This window comes from Streptomyces sp. NPDC000404 (assembly GCF_040300365.1).
GTDB lineage: Bacteria > Actinomycetota > Actinomycetes > Streptomycetales > Streptomycetaceae > Streptomyces > Streptomyces ramulosus.
In genome coordinates, this window is record NZ_JBEPDN010000005.1 from 56,736 (window position 1) to 74,365 (window position 17,630).

Genomic DNA, 17,630 nt, shown 5'->3' on the forward strand with positions numbered 1-17,630 from the left:
CGTTCGCTTCTTGAGCGAAGATTGCGCAGATCGACGCAAGGGCGTGCTTGACACCCCGCAACGATGTACGGAATAACGGACATAAGCCGTTCAATTGCCGTAACACGACGGCAACTTGGCCGTCGCTTCACCGATATACGGACGCGCCTTGCTGAACTGCGTACGGCTGCGGGGGTGCCACGGGCCGACCGGAGGGCGAACGTCACCCCTGGCACATTCTGCGTCACCGACCGTACGCCGTCCGCATGCGGTGGCCGAAAACAGCCGCTCGGGGCGCCGCCGGACGGGCGGTACGGGAGCGGCGCCCGGACCGTGCTCCCGTCCGGGCGCCGCGCCCGTCAGCCCGCGTCGGCGAGGCCCAACGACCGCTTCAGGAAGTCCACCTGGAGCAGCAGCAGGTTCTCCGCGACCTGCTCCTGCGGCGTCATGTGGGTCACGCCGGACAGCGGCAGCACCTCGTGCGGACGGCCCGCCGCCAGCAGCGCGGAGGAGAGCCGCAGCGAGTGCGCCACCACGACGTTGTCGTCCGCCAGCCCGTGGATGACCATCATCGGGCGGTGCGGCTCCCGCGCCCCGGACAGCCCCTCGTCCGTGAGCAGCGAGTTCGCCGCGTACACCGCCGGCTCCTCGTCCGGGCGGCCGAGATAACGCTCCTGGTAGTGCGTGTCGTACAGCCGCAGATCGGTGACCGGGGCGCCGACCACCGCCGCATGGAAGACGTCCGGGCGGCGCAGCGCGGCCAGCGCCGCGAGATAGCCGCCGAACGACCAGCCGCGCATCGCGACCCGCGTCAGATCCAGCGGGAAACGCCCGGCCAGCGCCTGGAGGGCGTCCACCTGGTCCTGGAGCGCGACCTCCGCGATCCGCCGGGAGATCGACTTCTCCCACGCCGGGGAGCGGCCCGGGGTGCCCCGGCCGTCCGCGACGATCACCGCGAAGCCCTGGTCGGCGAACCACTGCGACGTCAGATGGGCGTGGTGCGCCGCGACCACCCGCTGTCCGTGCGGCCCGCCGTACGGATCCATCAGCACCGGCAGCGGACCGTCGCCCTCCGTGTAGCCCTCCGGGAGCAGCACCGCGCACGGAATGTCCCGCTCCCCGGCGAGAACCAGCCGCGGCCGGGCCGTCAGCACCGGCTGCTGGGCATACGAGCCGATCACCGCGAGGCTCTCCTCGGCGCCGTCCGCGCCCAGCCGCACCACCTCGACCCGGGGGCCCGGCCGCTCCAGGCTCGCCTGCGACAGCACGACCACGTCGCCGCCGCGCACCGCCGACGTCACCGTCGGGTACGGCCGGGCGCCGAGCCGCGTCACCGCCGCCGGGCCGTCGCCGCGGTGGCGTACCCGGAAGACGCCGATGTCGTGCAGCTCCGGGCCGCTCGCCGCGAAGAGGATGTCGTCCTCGCCGACGTCCAGCACCGCGCGGACGTGCAGCGGCGCCGCGGTCAGCGCCCGGTCCCCGGCGAACAGCCGCCGCGCGCCCGGCTCCGCGCCGCCGGGGGTGTCCGCGACCCGGACGAGCCGGCCGTCCGGCGTCCACGCGGGGGAGCCGGCGATCAGTTCGTTCCACTCCGGATCGGTGTCCTCGTGCACCGTGCGCGTCGCGCCGCTCCCCTCGTCGACCGCCAGATACCGCTGGGTGCGCTGGTCGCGGCTCTGGACGAGCAGCAGCGGCGGGCCCGCGGCCGACCAGTGCACCCGCGCGAGATAGGGGAAGCGTTCGCGGTCCCACGTCACGTCCGTACGGGAGCCGTCGAGGCCCAGGAAGGCCAGGGTCACCTCGGCGTTGGGGGTGCCCGCCGCCGGGTACGGCACCGCGGCGGGCCGCCGGTCCGGGTGCGCCGGGTCGGTGATCCACCAGCGGTGCACCGGCGCGGTGTCGACCCGGGCGGCCAGCAGCCGGTCGCTCCCCGGCGACCACCAGAAGCCGCGGTGGCGGCCCATCTCCTCGGCCGCGACGAACTCCGCGAGCCCCCAGGTCACCTCGGGCCCCTCCGGGGTGGCCAGCGCCCGGTCGCCGCCGTCGCCCTCCCCGTCGGCCCGGACCACCCGCAGCGCGCCGTCCGCCGCGTACGCCACGTACCGGCCGTCGGGGGAGGGGCGCGGGTCCACGACCGTGCCCGTGGCGGGGAGTTCGCGGGCGGTGCCGGCCCGCAGCTCGGCGGTGAACAGCCGGCCCGACAGCGCGAACGCCGCCACCTCGACCGCCGCGTCGACCGCGTAGCCGACGATGCCCGCCGAGCCGTCCCGGGTCCGCTCCCGGCGGGCCCGCTCGGTCGCCGACAGCTCCTCCTCGGCGCCGGACAGCAGGGCGAGCGGATCGGCGGCGGTGAACTCCCGGCCCTCGGCGGTGTCGAGGACGCGGAGCTGATGGGTGCGGTCGGTGCCGGAGCCGGAGCGGAGGAAGACGACCCGGGCGCCGTCCGGCGAGACGGTGTAGCCGCGTGGCGCGCCCAGCGTGAAGCGCTGCGTGCGGGCGTGCTGACGGGGGAAGGGCACGGAGCCAGACTGTCCGGTCATGGGCCGACCCTATGGCGTACCCCCGCCCCGCGTACGGAACTCCGGACACCGCCCGTCCGGCGGTCGCGGCGACGGCCGTCGCAGCAGCGAATCCGGCGTGCGCCCCTCGTCTGCTCCCGTGCACCGACATATGCGCGCGCGCGGAAAGTTATGATCCCTTGCGCGTAGTGGGTACGGGGTAAAGAGCCCTTTGCACACGCGGGAGTTGAGCCGTGACGACGGCTTTGCTCCCTCCTATCTGTCAGGTCCGTGCGTACTTGGAGGTGAACCGCCGTGGCACTCTCGATTTCGGCGGTGGTGCTGCTGGCGATCATCGTCTTCTTGCTGGTCAAGAAGGCCGGGCTGAAGGGCGGGCATGCGTTTGTGTGCATGCTGCTGGGCTTCTATCTCGCCAGCTCGTCCGTGGCCCCGACGATCAAGCAGCTGACGACGAACGTCGCCGGGATGCTCGGGGGTATCAAATTCTGACGTACAGCGCGTAGGGCCTGCGCGATCACGCCCGCGTCGCCCGCCCGGCCACCGGACCACGCCCCGGGGCCGGGCGGCGGCATGTCCGCACCCGGGCGGGCGGCCCGCCGCGGGCGCGGGGCGCGGCCGCGGGGCGCGTGTGCCGGGCGCGGGCCCCGGGCTCGTAGGCTGTTCCCATGACGGAGCCCGCCCCCACCCCGCCCGCGCCCCCCGGCGCCGACCGGCCCCGCCGTCTGCTGCTGGTGCACGCGCACCCGGACGACGAGTCCATCAACAACGGCGTCACGATGGCCAGGTACGCCGCCGAGGGCGCCCACGTCACGCTCGTGACCTGCACCCGCGGCGAGGAGGGCGAGGTCATCCCGCCCGAGCTGGCGCATCTGGCGCCCGACCGGGACGACGCGCTCGGCCCGTACCGCGTCAAGGAGCTGGCCGACGCGATGGCCGCGCTCGGCGTCGCCGACCACCGCTTCCTGGGCGGCGCGGGACGCTACCGCGACTCCGGGATGCTGGGCGCCCCGCAGAACGACCGCCCCGGCGCCTTCTGGGCGACGCCGGTCGACGAGGCGGCCGCCCATCTGGTCGCCGTCGTCCGCGAGATCCGCCCGCAGGTCCTGGTCACCTACGACCCGGACGGCGGCTACGGCCACCCCGACCACATCCAGGCGCACCGCGTCGCGATGCGCGCCGCGGAGCTGGCCGCCGACGCCGCGTTCCGGCCGGACCTCGGCGCATCGTGTGCGATCGAAAAGATCTACTGGAACTGCAGCCCCCGCTCTGAGGTCGAGAAGGGCTTCGCGGCCCTGCGCGGTGCGGGCCGTTCCTTCCCCGGCATCGCCGCCGTCGAGGACGTTCCCGGCGTCGTGGCGGACGCCGAGGTCACCGCGGAGATCGCGGGCGAGGCGGCGCACCGCGCGGCGAAGAGCGCCGCGATGCGGGCGCACGCCACCCAGATCGCGGTCGACGGCCCGTTCTTCGCCCTCTCCAACGACCTCGGGCAGCCGCTCTTCGGCACCGAGTACTACCGGCTCGCGCGCGGCAGGGCCGTCCCGGCGGCCGGCGGCCGCGAGCACGACCTCTTCGCGGGGACCTCCGGCGACCTCGCGGCCACCCACGCCACCGACGGCCACCAGGAGGCGGGCGCATGAGCGAGGAGAAGAAGAACGGCACCCCGCGGGCCCGCGCGGGCACCTCCGGGGCGCGCCCCCAGGGCGGCGGCGCCGCGGCGGCGATGGCCCGCCCGGTGACGCCGGGCCGGATCGCGCTGTACGTCCTGCTGCTGATCGGCGGGGTGCTGGTCGCGCCCGCCGGGGCGCTGCTGCAGGCCGCGTGGTTCCCCGGCGGACTGCTGCTGGCGCTGGCCGGGCTCACCGGACTGCTGTACGGCGGCGGGCGGGCCACCGAGACCGTCGCCGGGGTGCTGGTGCCGGGCGCCGCGTGGCTGGTCACCGTCTTCCTGCTGCTGGGAACCACTCGTCCGGAGGGTGACTTCCTCTTCGGCGCCGGGCTCGGCTCGTACCTCTTCCTGCTGGGCGGGATCCTGGTGGCTGTGATCTGTGCCACCGCGGCGCAGCGCCGTGCACTGGGTGCACCGCCCGGCCGGGCCGCCTGATCACCGGCCCCAAACCTGTACACAAGCCGCAGCGCACGGGGGGAGTTGGCCGCGCGCCGGGGGTTCCCCCGTCGTCGTGGTCTTCCCGTGCTCCTCGGGTACCCCTGCGCGGCGGCCAGTATGGTGGTGCGCGCCGCCGCGCCGCCCTCGGGCGCCCCCCGGGACGAGACCCGAGATCACCTCTGACGAGCGGCGGAGCCAACCGGGAGAACCTGCTTTGAGTCGTGAATCTGACAGTTCGTCCTCCGGCCCCCAGGGCCGGGGCAACGCCGTCTACCCCTCGGGAACGCCGCCGTACGGCACGCCCAGGGGAGAAGGCGAGGCGGCGACCGGTGCCGCCGCGCAGCCGGAGGAGCAGAAGACCGAGACCACGCTGACGACGCGGATCAAAATCAACATTCCGGGCTCGCGGCCCATCCCGCCCGTCGTCGTGCGCAAGCCCGTGGGTGAGGAGTCCGGCATGAGCGCAGCGAACGGGTCGACCGGAGCGAACGGCACGTCAGGAGAGGCCGCCGCGCCCGCTCCCGACGCGGCGGCGGACCCGGCCGGCACCCAGCCCCGGCTCCCGCGCCGCTCGCCCGCAGCTCAGCGCCCCGGCGGCGCGGCGGCCCGGCCCGGCAGCGCCCCGTCCGGCTCCGGCGAGCCCACCAGCTCCTGGTTCGCGCCCCGCAAGGGCCAGAGCGCGTCCTCGACGACGGGCTCGCACCCGGCGCCGGGCGCCTCCTCGACGACGGGCTCGCACCCCGCGCCCGACGCGTCCTCGACGACCGGTTCGCACCCGGCGCCCGGCGCCTCGTCCACCACCGGCTCGCACCGCGCGCCCGGTGCGGGCGACGCGGGCGGCGCCGCGCCGTCCCGCCCCGACCTGCCGTACTTCTCGGACGCCCCGGCCGGTGGCGCCGAGCCGTCCGGCGGCGACCCGCTCGGTCTCTCGCCGTTCGACGGCGGCGGCAGCCCGGCCCGCGAGACCTCGCCGTTCGACGCCCCGGCGCCCGGCGCCGCCTCGCCGTTCGACGCGCCCGCCGGCGACCTGAGCCCGTTCGACACCCCCGCGGCCAAGGCGCCCAGCGGCCCCACGACCGGGCCCGCCCGCGGCCGGAGCACGGTCACCCTGCCGCCCGGCTTCAGCGACCCGGGCGCGGGCGACACCGCGCCGAGTGGGCCGGGCACCGGCGCCCCGGCCGGCATCACCGGCGGTCTCGCCGCCGGCCCGAAGCCGTCGGCCAAGGGCGCCAAGGGACCCAAGGGTTCCGGGCCCCACGCCGGCGGCCGGGGCGCCGGCGACACGCTCGTCGGCGGCATCCCGAAGGTCCCGGCCACCGACGGTCCGTCCGGTCCCGGCAAGGACGGCGAGGCCCCGGCGCCGCTGCCCAAGATCCCCGAGCCGATCAACCCGCCGAAGAAGAAGGGCCGCAACAAGCTGGTCCTGGCGGGCGCCGGAGTCGTCGTCCTCGCCGCGGTCGCCTACGGCGCCGGGCTGCTCCTCGACCACGCCGACGTGCCCAACAACACCACCGCGCTCGGCGTGGACATCGGCGGCCAGGCCAAGGACGAGGCCGTCAAGAAGCTGGAGACGGCGCTCAAGGACCGCACCGGCCAGCCGCTGAAGCTCACCGTCGACGGCGCCGAGCGGAGCCTCGACCCGGTCAGGGCGGGCCTGGGCGTCGATGTGCAGTCCACCGTGCGAGGCGCCTCCGGCCGGGACTACAACCCGGTCTCCGTCATCGGTTCGCTCTTCGGTGTCGCGCGCACCGCGCAGCCCGCGATGACCACCGACGACGAGAAGCTGGAGATCGCGCTGCGGCAGGTCGCCGGCGGCTCCGGCGGGGCGCAGCCGGGCGAGGGCGGCATCACCTTCGAGGGCGGCAAGGCCGTCCCGCACTACGGCAAGCCGCACAAGGCCGTCGACGTCGCCGCGTCCAAGAAGAAGGTCGCCGACGCCTACCGCGAGCGCGTCGCCACCGGCACCCAGCCGACGCTGACGCTGGCCGCCTCCACGCAGGAGCCCAAGGTCTCCAAGGAGGCGGTGGACAAGGCGCTCAAGCAGTTCGCCGAGCCCGCGATGTCCGGCCTGATCACCGTCCGCACGGACGCCGCGCACACCGTGTCGTTCAGCCCGGAGAAGTCCATCCCGAAGTTCCTCTCCTTCCGGCCGGCGCCCGACGGCAGCCTCGTCCCGTTCTACGACAAGGCCGCCCTCCAGGCGCTCTACGGCGACACCTTCAACGGCGTCCTGCTGACCAAGGGCGACGGCAGCAAGAAGCCGGTGACCCCCGCCGAGGTGGCCAGCGCGGTGCAGCTGGCGCTCCAGGGCACCACGCCCGCCGACCGGGTGCAGACCATCGGCGCGGGCTGACCGGCCCGCACCCCTGGCGACGAGGCCCCCGCGGCGGCTCCGGACGGAGCCGGCCCGGGGGCCTCGCCCATGACAGATGTCATGGCGGATTGCGGACGGCCGACACTGCCGCCGGCCCCCCTCCTGCCGCGAGGCTTGAGGGCATGACGACAACCCCCACCGCGGTCCCGGCCCCGGCGCGCCGGACGGATCCGGCGCCCGTGGTCAGCTTCCGCCAGGTCACCAAGCGGTACGGCGCGGTGCGCGCCGTGGACGGCATCGACCTGGAGCTGCACCCGGGCGAGACGGTCGCCCTGCTCGGCCCCAACGGCGCCGGCAAGTCCTCCACCCTCGATCTGCTCCTCGGGCTGCGCACCCCCGACTCCGGCACCGTCGGCCTCTTCGGCACCACCCCGCAACGGGCCATCGCCCAGGGCCGGGTCGGCGCGATGCTGCAGAGCGGCGGCCTGATGCAGGGCGTCACCGTCCGCGAACTGGTCGGCCTCGCCCGGGACCTGCACCCCCGCGCGTACCCGCTCGATCAGATCCTGCGCGCCGCCGACCTCACCGGCATCGCCGACCGCATGATCGGCAAGCTCTCCGGCGGCCAGCAGCAGCGGGTCCGCTTCGCCCTCGCCACCGCCGGGGCCAGTGACCTGATCGTGCTGGACGAGCCGACCACCGGTATGGACGTCTCCGCCCGGCAGGCGTTCTGGGGCACCATGCGCGCCCAGGCCGAGCAGGGCCGCACCGTCCTCTTCGCCACCCACTACCTCGAAGAGGCCGACGCCATCGCCGACCGGGTGATCGTGCTGCACCGCGGCACCGTCCTCGCCGACGGCACCGCCGCCGAGATCAAGGCCCGCGCCGGCGCCCGCCGGATCGCCTTCGACCTGGACACCGCCGCCGACCGCGAGGCGCTGCGCGCACTGCCCGCCCTCACCGCACTGGAGGTCTCCGGCCGGACCGTCCGCATCCGGTCGAACGACGCCGACGCGACCGTCCACGCGGTCTACGGCCTCGGTCTCTACCCGCGGAACCTGGAGGTCGCCGGGCTCGGCCTGGAGCAGGCGTTCCTCGCGCTGACCGCCGCCACCGACGACACCACCACCGCCGGGGAGGCGGGACGATGACCACCCTGATCACGCTGGAGATCCGCCGCGCGCTGCGGAACAAGAAGTTCATGTTCTTCTCGGTGATCTATCCGCCGGGGCTCTACCTGATCATCGCGGGCGGCGCGGGCGGCAGCCGGATGCCCGGGATGCAGGTCGACACCGGGATGTACTACATGGTCGCCATGGCCGCGTTCGGCGCCATGACCGCCGTCCTCCTCGGCAACGCCGAGCAGATCGCCAAGGAGCGCGAGCTGGGCTGGGTGCGCCAGCTGCGGCTGACCGCGCTGCCCGGCCGCGGCTACGTCACCGCCAAGATCGCCGCGGCGGCCACCGTCAGCCTGCCGTCGATCGTGCTGGTGCTGCTGGCCGGCGCGGTGGTCAAGGGCGTCCGCCTCGACACCTGGCAGTGGGCCGCCATCGCCGTCTCCCTCTGGCTCGGCAGCTTCGTCTTCGCCGCCCTCGGCGTCGCCATCGGCTACCTCGCCACCGGCGACGCGGTCCGCCCGATCAGCATGCTCTGCTACTTCGGCCTGGCCTTCCTCGGCGGTCTGTGGATGCCGCTGACGATCCTGCCGCAGTGGGTGCAGAGCCTCGCCGACTACGTCCCCACCCATGCGTACGCCGCGCTGGGCACCGCCGTCGAGGGCGGCGGCGGACCGCACCCGAAGGACGTCGCCGTCCTCCTGGTATACCTGGCGCTCTTCGTGAGCGGCGCGGCCTGGCTGTACCGCAAGGACACCCGGAAGGCATGACGACGTGACGACGGAGCGCGGGGCGGAGGACCACAACCCGATCCGGATGGGGCAGGCGCCCCGCACCTGGCGGCAGGCGGTCTCCAAGGCGCTGTGGATCTGTGTCTGGATGCTCTACCTCGCGGGCCCGGTCGCCGACCTCTTCACCAGCCCCGCCCCGCCCACCACCCGCGTCCTGGGCGCCGTCGGCCTCGCGGGGTACGTGGTGCTCTACTTCGCGCTGGTCTTCCGGCACATGTGGCGGGGCGTCACCCCGCGGGCGATCTACCCGGTGCTCGCCGCGCTGCTGACGCTCGCGACCGTCCTCACCTGGCATCTCGGCCCGAACTGGCTGGTGCTGTTCATCTTCACCTCGGTGGCCACCGGCGTCGTCCTGCCGTGGGAGCACGCCCGCTGGTCGGTCCCGTTCGTCACCGTCGTCCTGCTGACCGTCGGCCTCCGTTTCCCGGAGGTCCGCGCCTACTACCTCCTGGCGTACGGCCTCCCGGCGCTCGGGATCGGTTACACGATGATCGGCGTGCAGTACCTGATCCGTACGACGAAGGAACTGCGCGCCGCACGGGAGGAGGTCGCCCGCCTCGCCGCCAACGACGAACGGCTGCGGATGGCCCGTGACCTGCACGATCTGCTGGGCCACTCGCTCTCGCTGATCACGCTCAAGAGCGAGCTGGCGGGCCGGATGCTGCCCGCCCGCCCCGCGGACGCCGCGGCGCAGGTCGCCGACATCGAACGGGTCAGCCGCCAGGCCCTGGTGGACGTGCGCGAGGCCGTCACCGGCTACCGCAGGCCCCGCCTCGCCGTCGAACTGGCCGGGGCGCGCGCCGCGTTGCGCACCGCCCGGATCGCGGTGGACGCCGACCCGGCCCTGGAGCGGGACCGCCCGCTGCCGGAGGCGGTCGAGTCCGCACTGGCCTGGGCGCTGCGGGAGGCCGTCACCAACGTCGTCCGGCACAGCGGGGCCCGGCGCTGCACGCTGCGGCTCACCGGGGAGACCGGCCCGGACGGCTCGCCCGCGCTGCGGCTGACGGTCGCGGACGACGGCGTCGGCGCGGCACGCGGCACCGCCGACGGCAACGGCCTCGGCGGTCTGCGCGAACGCCTCGCGCTGAGCGGCGGCCGGCTGGAGACGGGGCCGGGGGAGGGCCGCGGCTTCCGGCTCGCGGCGGTCGTGCCGGTGCCGGCGGAGGAAGGGGAGGCCGTCCCCGACGGGGGTGGGGACGGCCCGGCGGACGCGGCCCCGGCGGCGCCGTCCGCACCGGGGGCGGCGCGGTAGTCCGCGCCGCGGCGGGGCGGGCCCGGCGGCCGGGGCGCCCGGCGCGTGCCGTGTGCTGCGTGCCGTGTGGTCCTCGCCGTTCCGGCCGGTCACCGGCCCGCCGCCGGGTTCCCCGTAAGCTGATCGCATGATCCGTCTGCTGCTCGCCGAGGACCAGTCCATGGTCCGGGAGGCGCTGGCCGCGCTGCTGGAGCTGGAGGACGATCTCCGCGTCGTCGCCCAGGCGTCCCGGGGCGACGAGGTCGTGGCGCTGGCCCGGGAGCACGCCGTCGACGTCGCGCTGCTCGACATCGAGATGCCCGGCATGAGCGGTCTGGACGCGGCGGCAGCCCTGCACGCCGCGCTGCCCGGTGTGCGGATCGTCATCCTCACCACCTTCGGGCGGCCCGGCTATCTGCGCCGCGCCATGGAGGCGGGCGCCGCCGCGTTCCTGGTCAAGGACGCCCCCGCGGCCCGCCTCGCCGAGGCCGTCCGGCGGGTGCTGGGCGGCGAGCGGGTCATCGACCCGGCGCTCGCGGCCGCCGCCCTCGCCGACGGCGTCAGCCCGCTCACCGACCGCGAACGCGAGATCCTGATCCGCGCGGACGAGGGCGGCACCCAGGCCGAACTGGCCCGCCACTTCCACCTCTCGCAGGGCACCGTCCGCAACCACCTCTCCAACGCCATCCGCAAGACCGGCGCCCGCAACCGCGCCGAGGCGGTCCGCACGGCGCGGGAGAAGGGATGGCTCTGAGCGCGGGCGCGCCCTGTCGCACGCCGTGTGCGGCCGAGCCTCGCGCCCGGCCGCACGCCGGGCCTCGCGCCCGGCTGCGCCTCGCGCCCGTAAGGAAACCCTCCGAACCCCCGCGCCCGGAGCCTCAGTTGAGCATCGCCCGGACCTCCGCCGCGCGCCCGCGCACCGTCTTGGCCGTCGCCGGGTCCACCGTCTCGACCACCCGCGCGTACTCCTCCATCTCGGCCGCGCCCTCCAGGAAGCGGCCGCAGTTCACCAGTAGTTGGGCGCGTTCGTGGCGGAGCCGGGCCGGATGGCTGGGGAGCAGCAGGGCCAGCTCGACCGCCCACAGGCCCACCGGGCCGTGCTCGGGGCGCGCCTGCGCCCAGGCGCGGATGTTGTTCAGGATCCGCGCCACGACCTCCGGCGGACCGGCGGGCAGCAGCGTCGCCGGATCGAGCGAAGCCCCGGCGCCCGCCACCAGCTCCGCCGCGTCCGCGTCGGAGAGCGACCGGCCCCCGTCGAACGGATCGGCCAGCACATGCGCCCCGTGCGGATCGCCGAACCCGACGACGAAACGGCCCGGCAGCGCCACCCCGTACACCGGCGCCCCGGCCCGCCGGGCGACCTCCGTCCACACCACCGACAGCAGGATCGGCAGCCCGCGCCGCCGCCGCACCACCTCGTGCAGCAGCGACGACTCCAGCCGCCGGTAGTCGGCGGGCGTCCCGCCGAAGCCGAGGCGGCGGCCCAGCAGTTCGCCGACGTTACGGGCCCATGCCGCCGGGCCGCCCTCCGGCGCGTACGGCAGCTGCCCGGCCAGGTCGTCCAGCGCGATCTGCACGGCGTCCGCGCCCGCCTCGTCCAGCGCCGGATCGCCCTCCGCCGCGATCAGCAGACAGAGCAGTGCCAGATCGGGCCGCTCGGCGCGCGCCTCCTCGGCGAACCGCCGCCGCCGCGCCCGGCGCGCCTCGTCCGCCTCCCCGGACCCGCCGGGCCCGCCGCCGCTCAGGGCGCCACCGCCGCGGGCGCGGTCCGGTAGTGGTAGCCGTGGTGGTCGGTGAACCCGAGCCCGTCGTAGAGCGCGAGCGCCGCCGCGTTGTCCGCCTCGACCTGGAGATGCGCGGCCGACGCCCCCTCGTCCAGGGCACGGGCGGCGAGCGCCGCCATCACCAGCCGCGCCAGCCCCCGGCGCCGCGCCGCGGGCGCCACCTCGACCGCCGCGAACCCGGCCCACCGGCCGTCCACCACACAGCGCCCGATCGCCTCCGCACCGCCGTCCGCGCCGGCCACCGTCGCGAACCACACCGACGGGCCGCCGGTCAGCACCGCCCGCGCCTCGGGCACCGGGCCGGCCGCCCGGTGGTAGCGCGCCAGCCAGGCGGCGTCCGGCTCCCGGGTCAGCCGCACCCGGGTCAGGTCGGCGCCGGTGTCGGCCAGCGGCGCCAGCGCGGCGGTCCGCACCCGGGTGTGGCCGGACGCCGTCCAGCCGCGCCGCTCCAGCTCCGCCGCCAGCTCCTCGGCGGCGTCCGGGCGGCCGGTGGTGACGGCGACGACCGGCGGCAGGGCGCGCGCCGCGTACCAGCGGACGGTGTGCGCCAGCGCCTCGTCCAGCGGGACGCCGGGATCGCCGAGCGGCAACGCCGAGTTGGCCCGCCGGGTGAAGCCGCCGGACGCCCGCAGCAGCCACCCGCCGAGCCGCTCGGTCTCGACCGCCGGCCAGCCGCGGGCGCCGACCTCCGCCAGCTCCCGCACGTCGGCGGCCGGTCCCCGCCGCCGGGCCGGCGTCTGCGGCACCACCTTGGCCGCGACCAGCAGTTCTTCCCCGATCCTCACCTGCTCGCCGTTCCTGCGTGTGATGATGAGCACACCCTCGGTCCAGGACGTGAGCACGCCGACCGCGTCCGTGAACGCCCACTGACCTGCGCTGTCGTCTCTGCGGCGCCGGACAGATACCCTTTTGCCCACGTCAGCATGGGTGATGCGAACTTCAGCACGACCGTCGGTCATGAATTCCACCGCTCTTCCCGCCCCTCTTGTTCGTCTCGTGCCCGGGAACGGAGATACTAGGTGCGGGCATCGACGACGCCGCGCTCCCGCGCGCCCTGCGGCGGCCTGCCAATCGGTCCGCCGGCCCTACCGAGGAGGAACGACAGCGTGACCTACGTCATCGCGCAGCCTTGTGTCGACGTCAAGGACAAGGCATGCATCGAGGAGTGCCCCGTCGACTGCATCTACGAGGGCTCCCGGTCCTTGTACATCCACCCGGACGAATGCGTCGACTGCGGGGCCTGCGAGCCGGTCTGCCCGGTCGAGGCGATCTTCTACGAGGACGACACCCCTGACGAGTGGAAGGACTACTACAAGGCGAATGTGGAGTTCTTCGACGAGCTGGGCTCGCCCGGTGGTGCCAGCAAGCTCGGCCTGATCGAGCGCGACCACCCCTTCATCGCCGCGCTGCCGCCGCAGAACCAGTAAGCGGTCCACCGCGGCGCCCCGAAGGTCTCGTACGGCACCGACGCCGTACGGGGCCTTCGCGCATTTCCGGGCCCGGCGCGCATACCGTGGCCGGACCCGGCCCCCGGGGGTGCCTTTCCGCGCTTCGCCGGGCCCGACGCCCGATCCGCGAAGAGCCGGAACGCCCCCCCAGCGCCGACGTCCCCGACGTCACCCCGCACCAGAAAGAGAGCATCGTGGGCGCAGTCTCCTCCCTCCTTCCGGTCTTCCCGTGGGACCGCCTGGAGCCCTACAAGGCCACGGCCGCCGCACACCCCGACGGCATCGTCGACCTCTCCGTCGGCACCCCCGTCGACCCGGTGCCCGAGCTGATCCGCGCGGCGCTCACCGACGCGGCCGACAGCCACGGCTATCCCACGGTCTGGGGCACCCCCGCGCTCCGCGACGCCCTCACCGGCTGGGCCACCGACCGCCTCGGCGCCCGCGGTCTGGGCCACACCAACGTCCTGCCGGTCGTCGGCTCCAAGGAACTCGTCGCCTGGCTCCCCACCCAGCTCGGCCTCGGCCCCGGCGACAAGGTCGCCTACCCGCGCCTGGCCTACCCGACGTACGAGGTCGGCGCCCGCCTCGCCCGCGCCGAACCGGTCGCCTACGACGACCCGACCGACCTCGACCCGGCCGGGCTGAAGCTGCTCTGGCTCAACTCGCCGTCCAACCCGACCGGCCGCGTCCTCACCGCCGACGAGCTGCGCCGGATCGTCGCCTGGGCCCGCGAGCACGGCGTCCTGGTCGTCAGCGACGAGTGCTACCTCGAACTGGGCTGGGAGGCCGACCCGGTCTCCGTGCTGCACCCGGACGTCTGCGGCGACTCCCACGACGGCCTGGTCGCCGTGCACTCGCTCTCCAAGCGTTCCAACCTCGCCGGCTACCGCGCCGCGTTCCTCGTCGGCGACGCCGCCGTCCTCGGCGAGCTGCTGCAGATCCGCAAGCACGGCGGGATGATGGTCGCAGCCCCCGTCCAGGCGGCCACCGTCGCCGCCCTCGGCGACACCGCGCACGTCTCCGAGCAGCGCGAACGCTACGCCCGCCGCCGCGCCGCGCTGCGCTGCGCATTCGAGGCGGCCGGGTTCCGCATCGAGCACAGCGAGGCGTCGCTCTACCTCTGGGCCACCCGCGACGAGCCCTGCTGGGACACGGTCGGCCACCTCGCCGACCGCGGCATCCTCGTCGCCCCCGGTGACTTCTACGGACCGGCCGGCGACCGGTTCGTACGGATCGCCTTCACCGCGACCGACGAACGCGTCGAGGCGGCCGTCCGCCGTCTCGCCTAGCGGATACGCGAAGGGGCCCGGGGAGCGTGAACTCCCCGGGCCCCTTCGTGATGCCGGCGCCGGTGCGCCTGCCGTCAGCCGCCGAGGGGGCGGCCGCCGAGCAGGCCCTTGCCCGCGCCGGCCGCGCCCTTCACCGCGTCGGTGGGCAGCGTGTCGGTCGACAGGCCGTTCTTGCCGGTCTTGCTCAGGACGTTGCCGAGGGAGTCGGCGGTGCGCTGGGTGGTCGGCGCGGCACGCTGGAGCACCGGAGCCGCGGTGTCCGCCAGCGCCGGGGCGAGCTCCTGCGCCGCCGCGCCACCGGACTCGTTGACCACGCCGACGCCTTCGCGCGCGACCGTGTCGAGGGTCTCGCCGGTGCGCTGCGAGTCCATGCTGGTCAGTCCGCCCAGCTCGGGCGCGCTCGGCAGGGGCGCGGCGGTCGCGGAACCGGCCACGGCGACCACGGGTGCCGCGCTCGCCGCGACCAGCAGGGCGGCTCGGGCGATCCGGCGCGTAACGGGGAGGGACATGGTGCTCCTTCGACGGAGAGGGGGCGCGTACTTCTGACAACTGGGCACCGAGGTGCCGAGTCCGCCGGGCGGACGGACGCCCTGACTACCGCGTCAGCCCTCCGAAGGTTGCGGTGAAGTGCGGTAAAGAATTGATAACGCGTCACATAATCCGCCGTGTCGAAAGGCGGGCAATATGTGCATTCCGCCGCCTTGTGTGAAGCGGCCGCATCCCTTGTCCCGTAAGGGAAGGGGCCCGCCGGCCACCGGCCGCGACGGAACAACGACCCCGGCGGCCACAGGAATTGACCGCCGTGCCCCGATGGGGGGAAGCGCCGGACTACTGCCCGGTGGTGATCCGCACGGCGCCCGCCGCCCCGGAGCCGCCGGCGTCCGCGGTGCGCCGCCAGCCCTCCGGGGCGTCGGACGCCTGCCAGGTCCGCCCGGCGTAAGAGATCTGTTCGACGCCCAGCTCGGCGGAGTGGGCCACCGACCAGAGCGCCACCTGCCAGCCGCGCCGCACCGCGTCGTCCCCGGAGCGCGCCACCGGCACCGTCACCGTCCGCCCGTGCGCGCCCTTGGCACCGGCGGTGCCCTTGGTGCCCACGCCGGGCAGCACCCCGGCGCCGAACTCCCGCACCAGCCGCTCCCGCACCCGCGCGGCGCCGGTGGCGTCCGCCGCCTCCGCGCCCGCGGCGCCGCCGGTGTCCGCGCCCTTCGCCGGGCGGGGCACCACGCAGGACAGCGCCGCGCCCCGGCGCCCGGACAACGCGTCCGCCAGCAGCTCCGCATCCGCCTCGTGCTTCGCGTACGCCAGCGGATAGCCGCTGCGCTGCACCCGCTGCGCCGCCTCCGTCACCGGCAACCGTTCGTAGCCGGGCACCTTCACCAGGTGCGCGTAGAACTCCCCGGCGGCGTAGACCGGGTCCATGATCTGCCGGGTGGTGCCCCAGTCCTGCGAGGGGCGCTGCTGGAAGAGGCCGAGGGAGTCCTTGTCGCCGTGGTCGAGGTTGCGCAGCCCGGACTCCTGCATCGCCGTCGCCAGCGCGATCGTCACCGCCCGCGGCTTCAGCCCCCGCGCGGACGCCACCGCCGAGATCGTCGCCGCGTTCGCCGCCCGCTCCGGGGTCAGCTCCAGCGCCGCCCCGCCGTCCGCCGCCGCCACCGTGCACCGCGGCTCCCCGGGCCCGGCGCCCAGCTGCTGCACCGCGAGATACGCCCCCGCGCCCAGCAGCGCGGCCACGGCCACGGCGGTACGCCACGGACGCCGCCGGCGGGCGGGGGCTGCGGAAGGAGAGTCGGCCTGCACGCGGCCCACCGTAGCGAAGCCCGGCGGGCCGGGTCCCGCCGCCGGCCTGCCGTCCGTCCCCGGGGGGACGACAGCAGCCCGGCGGCAGGCCATAGGGTTGACCGTATGGACCGCTCCACAGACCACCCCGCCCTCGACCTCTCGCTCGACGCCGCGGAGCTGACCGCGCGCCTCGTCGACTTCCCCTCCGAGAGCGGCAACGAGAAGGACCTCGCCGACGCCGTCGAGCACGCCCTGCGCGCGCTGGACCACCTCACGGTCGACCGCCACGGCAACAACATCGTCGCCCGCACGCACCTGGGCCGCGCCGAGCGGGTGGTGCTCGCCGGTCACCTCGACACCGTGCCGATCGCCGGCAACGTCCCCTCCCGCCTCGACGACGAGGGCTATCTGTGGGGCTGCGGCTCCTGCGACATGAAGTCCGGCGTCGCCGTCCAGCTCAAGGTCGCCGCCACCGTCCCCGAGCCCAACCGCGACCTCACCTTCGTCTTCTACGACCAGGAAGAGGTCGCCGCGCACCTCAACGGCCTCGGCCACGTCGCCGACGCCCACCCGGACTGGCTCGCCGGCGACTTCGCGGTCCTGCTGGAGTCCTCCGACGGCGAGGTCGAGGGCGGCTGCCAGGGCACGCTGCGCGTCCTGCTGCACACCACCGGTGAGCGCTCGCACTCCGCCCGCAGCTGGATGGGCGCCAACGCGATCCACGCCGCCGCCCCGATCCTCGAAAAGCTCGCCGCGTACCAGCCGCGCCGCGCCGTGATCGACGGCCTGGAGTACCGCGAGGGCCTGAACGCCGTCCGCGTCGAGGGCGGCGTCGCCAACAACGTCATCCCGGACGCCTGCACCGTCACCGTCAACTTCCGCTACGCCCCGGACCGCACCCCCGAAGAGGCGCTGGCGCACGTCCGGGAGGTCTTCGCGGACTGCCCGGTGGACGAGTTCACCGTCGACGACCACTCCCCGGGCGCCCTGCCGGGCCTCTCGCACCCGGCGGCCAAGGCGTTCATGGACGCCGTCGGCGGCACCGCGCGCCCCAAGTTCGGCTGGACCGACGTCTCCCGCTTCAGCGCCCTCGGCGTCCCCGCGGTGAACTACGGCCCCGGCAACCCGCTGCTCGCCCACAAGCGGGACGAGCGCGTCCTCGCCGAGCGCATCGGCCACTGCGAGGAGCGGCTGCGCGCCTGGCTGACCAGCTGACCCGGCCCCGGGCGGGGCGCGGCCCCGGCGGGCGCACCGGTCCGCACCGCCCGCCGCGGGAT

The 17,630-nt window shown here is 75.2% G+C and carries 16 protein-coding genes; 11 read left to right on the forward strand and 5 right to left on the reverse strand.

The features are described 5' to 3' along the window. Positions 1 to 338: 338 nt before the first annotated feature. Positions 339 to 2,519 (reverse strand): prolyl oligopeptidase family serine peptidase, encoded by a 2,181-nt coding sequence (locus ABT345_RS10435; protein WP_345086555.1) that lies wholly within the window; start codon positions 2,517 to 2,519, stop codon positions 339 to 341. A 273-nt stretch (positions 2,520 to 2,792) separates the two neighbouring features. Between ABT345_RS10435 and ABT345_RS10440 the strand changes: the two genes are divergently transcribed. The 8 genes from ABT345_RS10440 to ABT345_RS10475 all read left to right on the forward strand — a co-directional run bounded on the left by ABT345_RS10440 (position 2,793) and on the right by ABT345_RS10475 (position 10,807). Beyond that, the gene (locus ABT345_RS10440; RefSeq protein WP_030287173.1) at positions 2,793 to 2,987 is read left to right on the forward strand and encodes a hypothetical protein; all 195 of its coding nucleotides are present in this window, start codon (positions 2,793 to 2,795) and stop codon (positions 2,985 to 2,987) included. Positions 2,988 to 3,163: 176 nt separating this feature from the next. Further along, positions 3,164 to 4,135 carry an N-acetyl-1-D-myo-inositol-2-amino-2-deoxy-alpha-D-glucopyranoside deacetylase gene (gene mshB, locus ABT345_RS10445; RefSeq protein ID WP_345086553.1) on the forward strand — a complete coding sequence of 324 codons (972 nt, stop codon included), beginning with the start codon at positions 3,164 to 3,166 and terminating at the stop codon, positions 4,133 to 4,135. Then, entirely contained in the window at positions 4,132 to 4,599 is a 468-nt protein-coding gene (locus tag ABT345_RS10450; protein WP_386459315.1) for a DUF6113 family protein, read from the forward strand. Before mshB ends, ABT345_RS10450 begins: the two co-directional genes overlap by 4 nt. A gap of 217 nt (positions 4,600 to 4,816) precedes the next feature. After that, on the forward strand, positions 4,817 to 6,955 hold the full coding sequence (locus ABT345_RS10455; RefSeq protein WP_345086551.1) for a hypothetical protein: 2,139 nt from the start codon (positions 4,817 to 4,819) through the stop codon (positions 6,953 to 6,955). A 143-nt stretch (positions 6,956 to 7,098) separates the two neighbouring features. Next, entirely contained in the window at positions 7,099 to 8,067 is a 969-nt protein-coding gene (locus ABT345_RS10460) for an ABC transporter ATP-binding protein (RefSeq protein ID WP_345086549.1), read from the forward strand. Continuing rightward, positions 8,064 to 8,801 carry an ABC transporter permease gene (locus tag ABT345_RS10465; protein ID WP_345086547.1) on the forward strand — a complete coding sequence of 246 codons (738 nt, stop codon included), beginning with the start codon at positions 8,064 to 8,066 and terminating at the stop codon, positions 8,799 to 8,801. The genes ABT345_RS10460 and ABT345_RS10465 overlap by 4 nt, the downstream gene beginning before the upstream one ends. Before the next feature lie 46 nt (positions 8,802 to 8,847). Beyond that, positions 8,848 to 10,074: a sensor histidine kinase gene (locus ABT345_RS10470; protein WP_345086697.1), complete on the forward strand. Its 1,227-nt coding sequence runs from the start codon at positions 8,848 to 8,850 to the stop codon at positions 10,072 to 10,074. A 127-nt stretch (positions 10,075 to 10,201) separates the two neighbouring features. Then, complete coding sequence (locus tag ABT345_RS10475) at positions 10,202 to 10,807, forward strand: response regulator transcription factor (protein WP_345086545.1); 606 nt, start codon at positions 10,202 to 10,204, stop codon at positions 10,805 to 10,807. Between the two features lie 124 nt (positions 10,808 to 10,931). Here ABT345_RS10475 and ABT345_RS10480 read toward each other — a convergent pair whose 3' ends face one another. Both ABT345_RS10480 and ABT345_RS10485 read right to left on the reverse strand, forming a co-directional pair. Then, complete coding sequence (locus ABT345_RS10480; RefSeq protein WP_345086695.1) at positions 10,932 to 11,798, reverse strand: transglutaminase-like and tetratricopeptide repeat-containing protein; 867 nt, start codon at positions 11,796 to 11,798, stop codon at positions 10,932 to 10,934. Next, positions 11,795 to 12,805, reverse strand: coding sequence for a GNAT family N-acetyltransferase (locus ABT345_RS10485; protein WP_345086542.1), 1,011 nt, complete (start codon positions 12,803 to 12,805; stop codon positions 11,795 to 11,797). Before ABT345_RS10485 ends, ABT345_RS10480 begins: the two co-directional genes overlap by 4 nt. A gap of 138 nt (positions 12,806 to 12,943) precedes the next feature. On the opposite strand from ABT345_RS10485, the gene fdxA reads away from it, so the two are divergent. After that, positions 12,944 to 13,264, forward strand: coding sequence for a ferredoxin (gene fdxA / locus ABT345_RS10490; RefSeq protein ID WP_004950253.1), 321 nt, complete (start codon positions 12,944 to 12,946; stop codon positions 13,262 to 13,264). Positions 13,265 to 13,479: 215 nt separating this feature from the next. Next, the gene (dapC, locus tag ABT345_RS10495; protein ID WP_345086539.1) at positions 13,480 to 14,574 is read left to right on the forward strand and encodes a succinyldiaminopimelate transaminase; all 1,095 of its coding nucleotides are present in this window, start codon (positions 13,480 to 13,482) and stop codon (positions 14,572 to 14,574) included. A gap of 74 nt (positions 14,575 to 14,648) precedes the next feature. Here the strand turns inward: dapC and ABT345_RS10500 are convergent, their stop codons facing one another. Both ABT345_RS10500 and ABT345_RS10505 read right to left on the reverse strand, forming a co-directional pair. Next, a complete protein-coding gene (locus tag ABT345_RS10500; protein ID WP_345086537.1) occupies positions 14,649 to 15,083 on the reverse strand; it encodes an ATP-binding protein in 435 nt (144 codons plus the stop codon). Between the two features lie 319 nt (positions 15,084 to 15,402). Then, the gene (locus tag ABT345_RS10505; RefSeq protein ID WP_417833085.1) at positions 15,403 to 16,371 is read right to left on the reverse strand and encodes a VldE C-terminal domain-containing protein; all 969 of its coding nucleotides are present in this window, start codon (positions 16,369 to 16,371) and stop codon (positions 15,403 to 15,405) included. Positions 16,372 to 16,476: 105 nt separating this feature from the next. Between ABT345_RS10505 and dapE the strand changes: the two genes are divergently transcribed. Then, positions 16,477 to 17,568 carry a succinyl-diaminopimelate desuccinylase gene (gene dapE, locus ABT345_RS10510; protein WP_345086533.1) on the forward strand — a complete coding sequence of 364 codons (1,092 nt, stop codon included), beginning with the start codon at positions 16,477 to 16,479 and terminating at the stop codon, positions 17,566 to 17,568. The last annotated feature ends 62 nt before the right edge of the window (positions 17,569 to 17,630 follow it).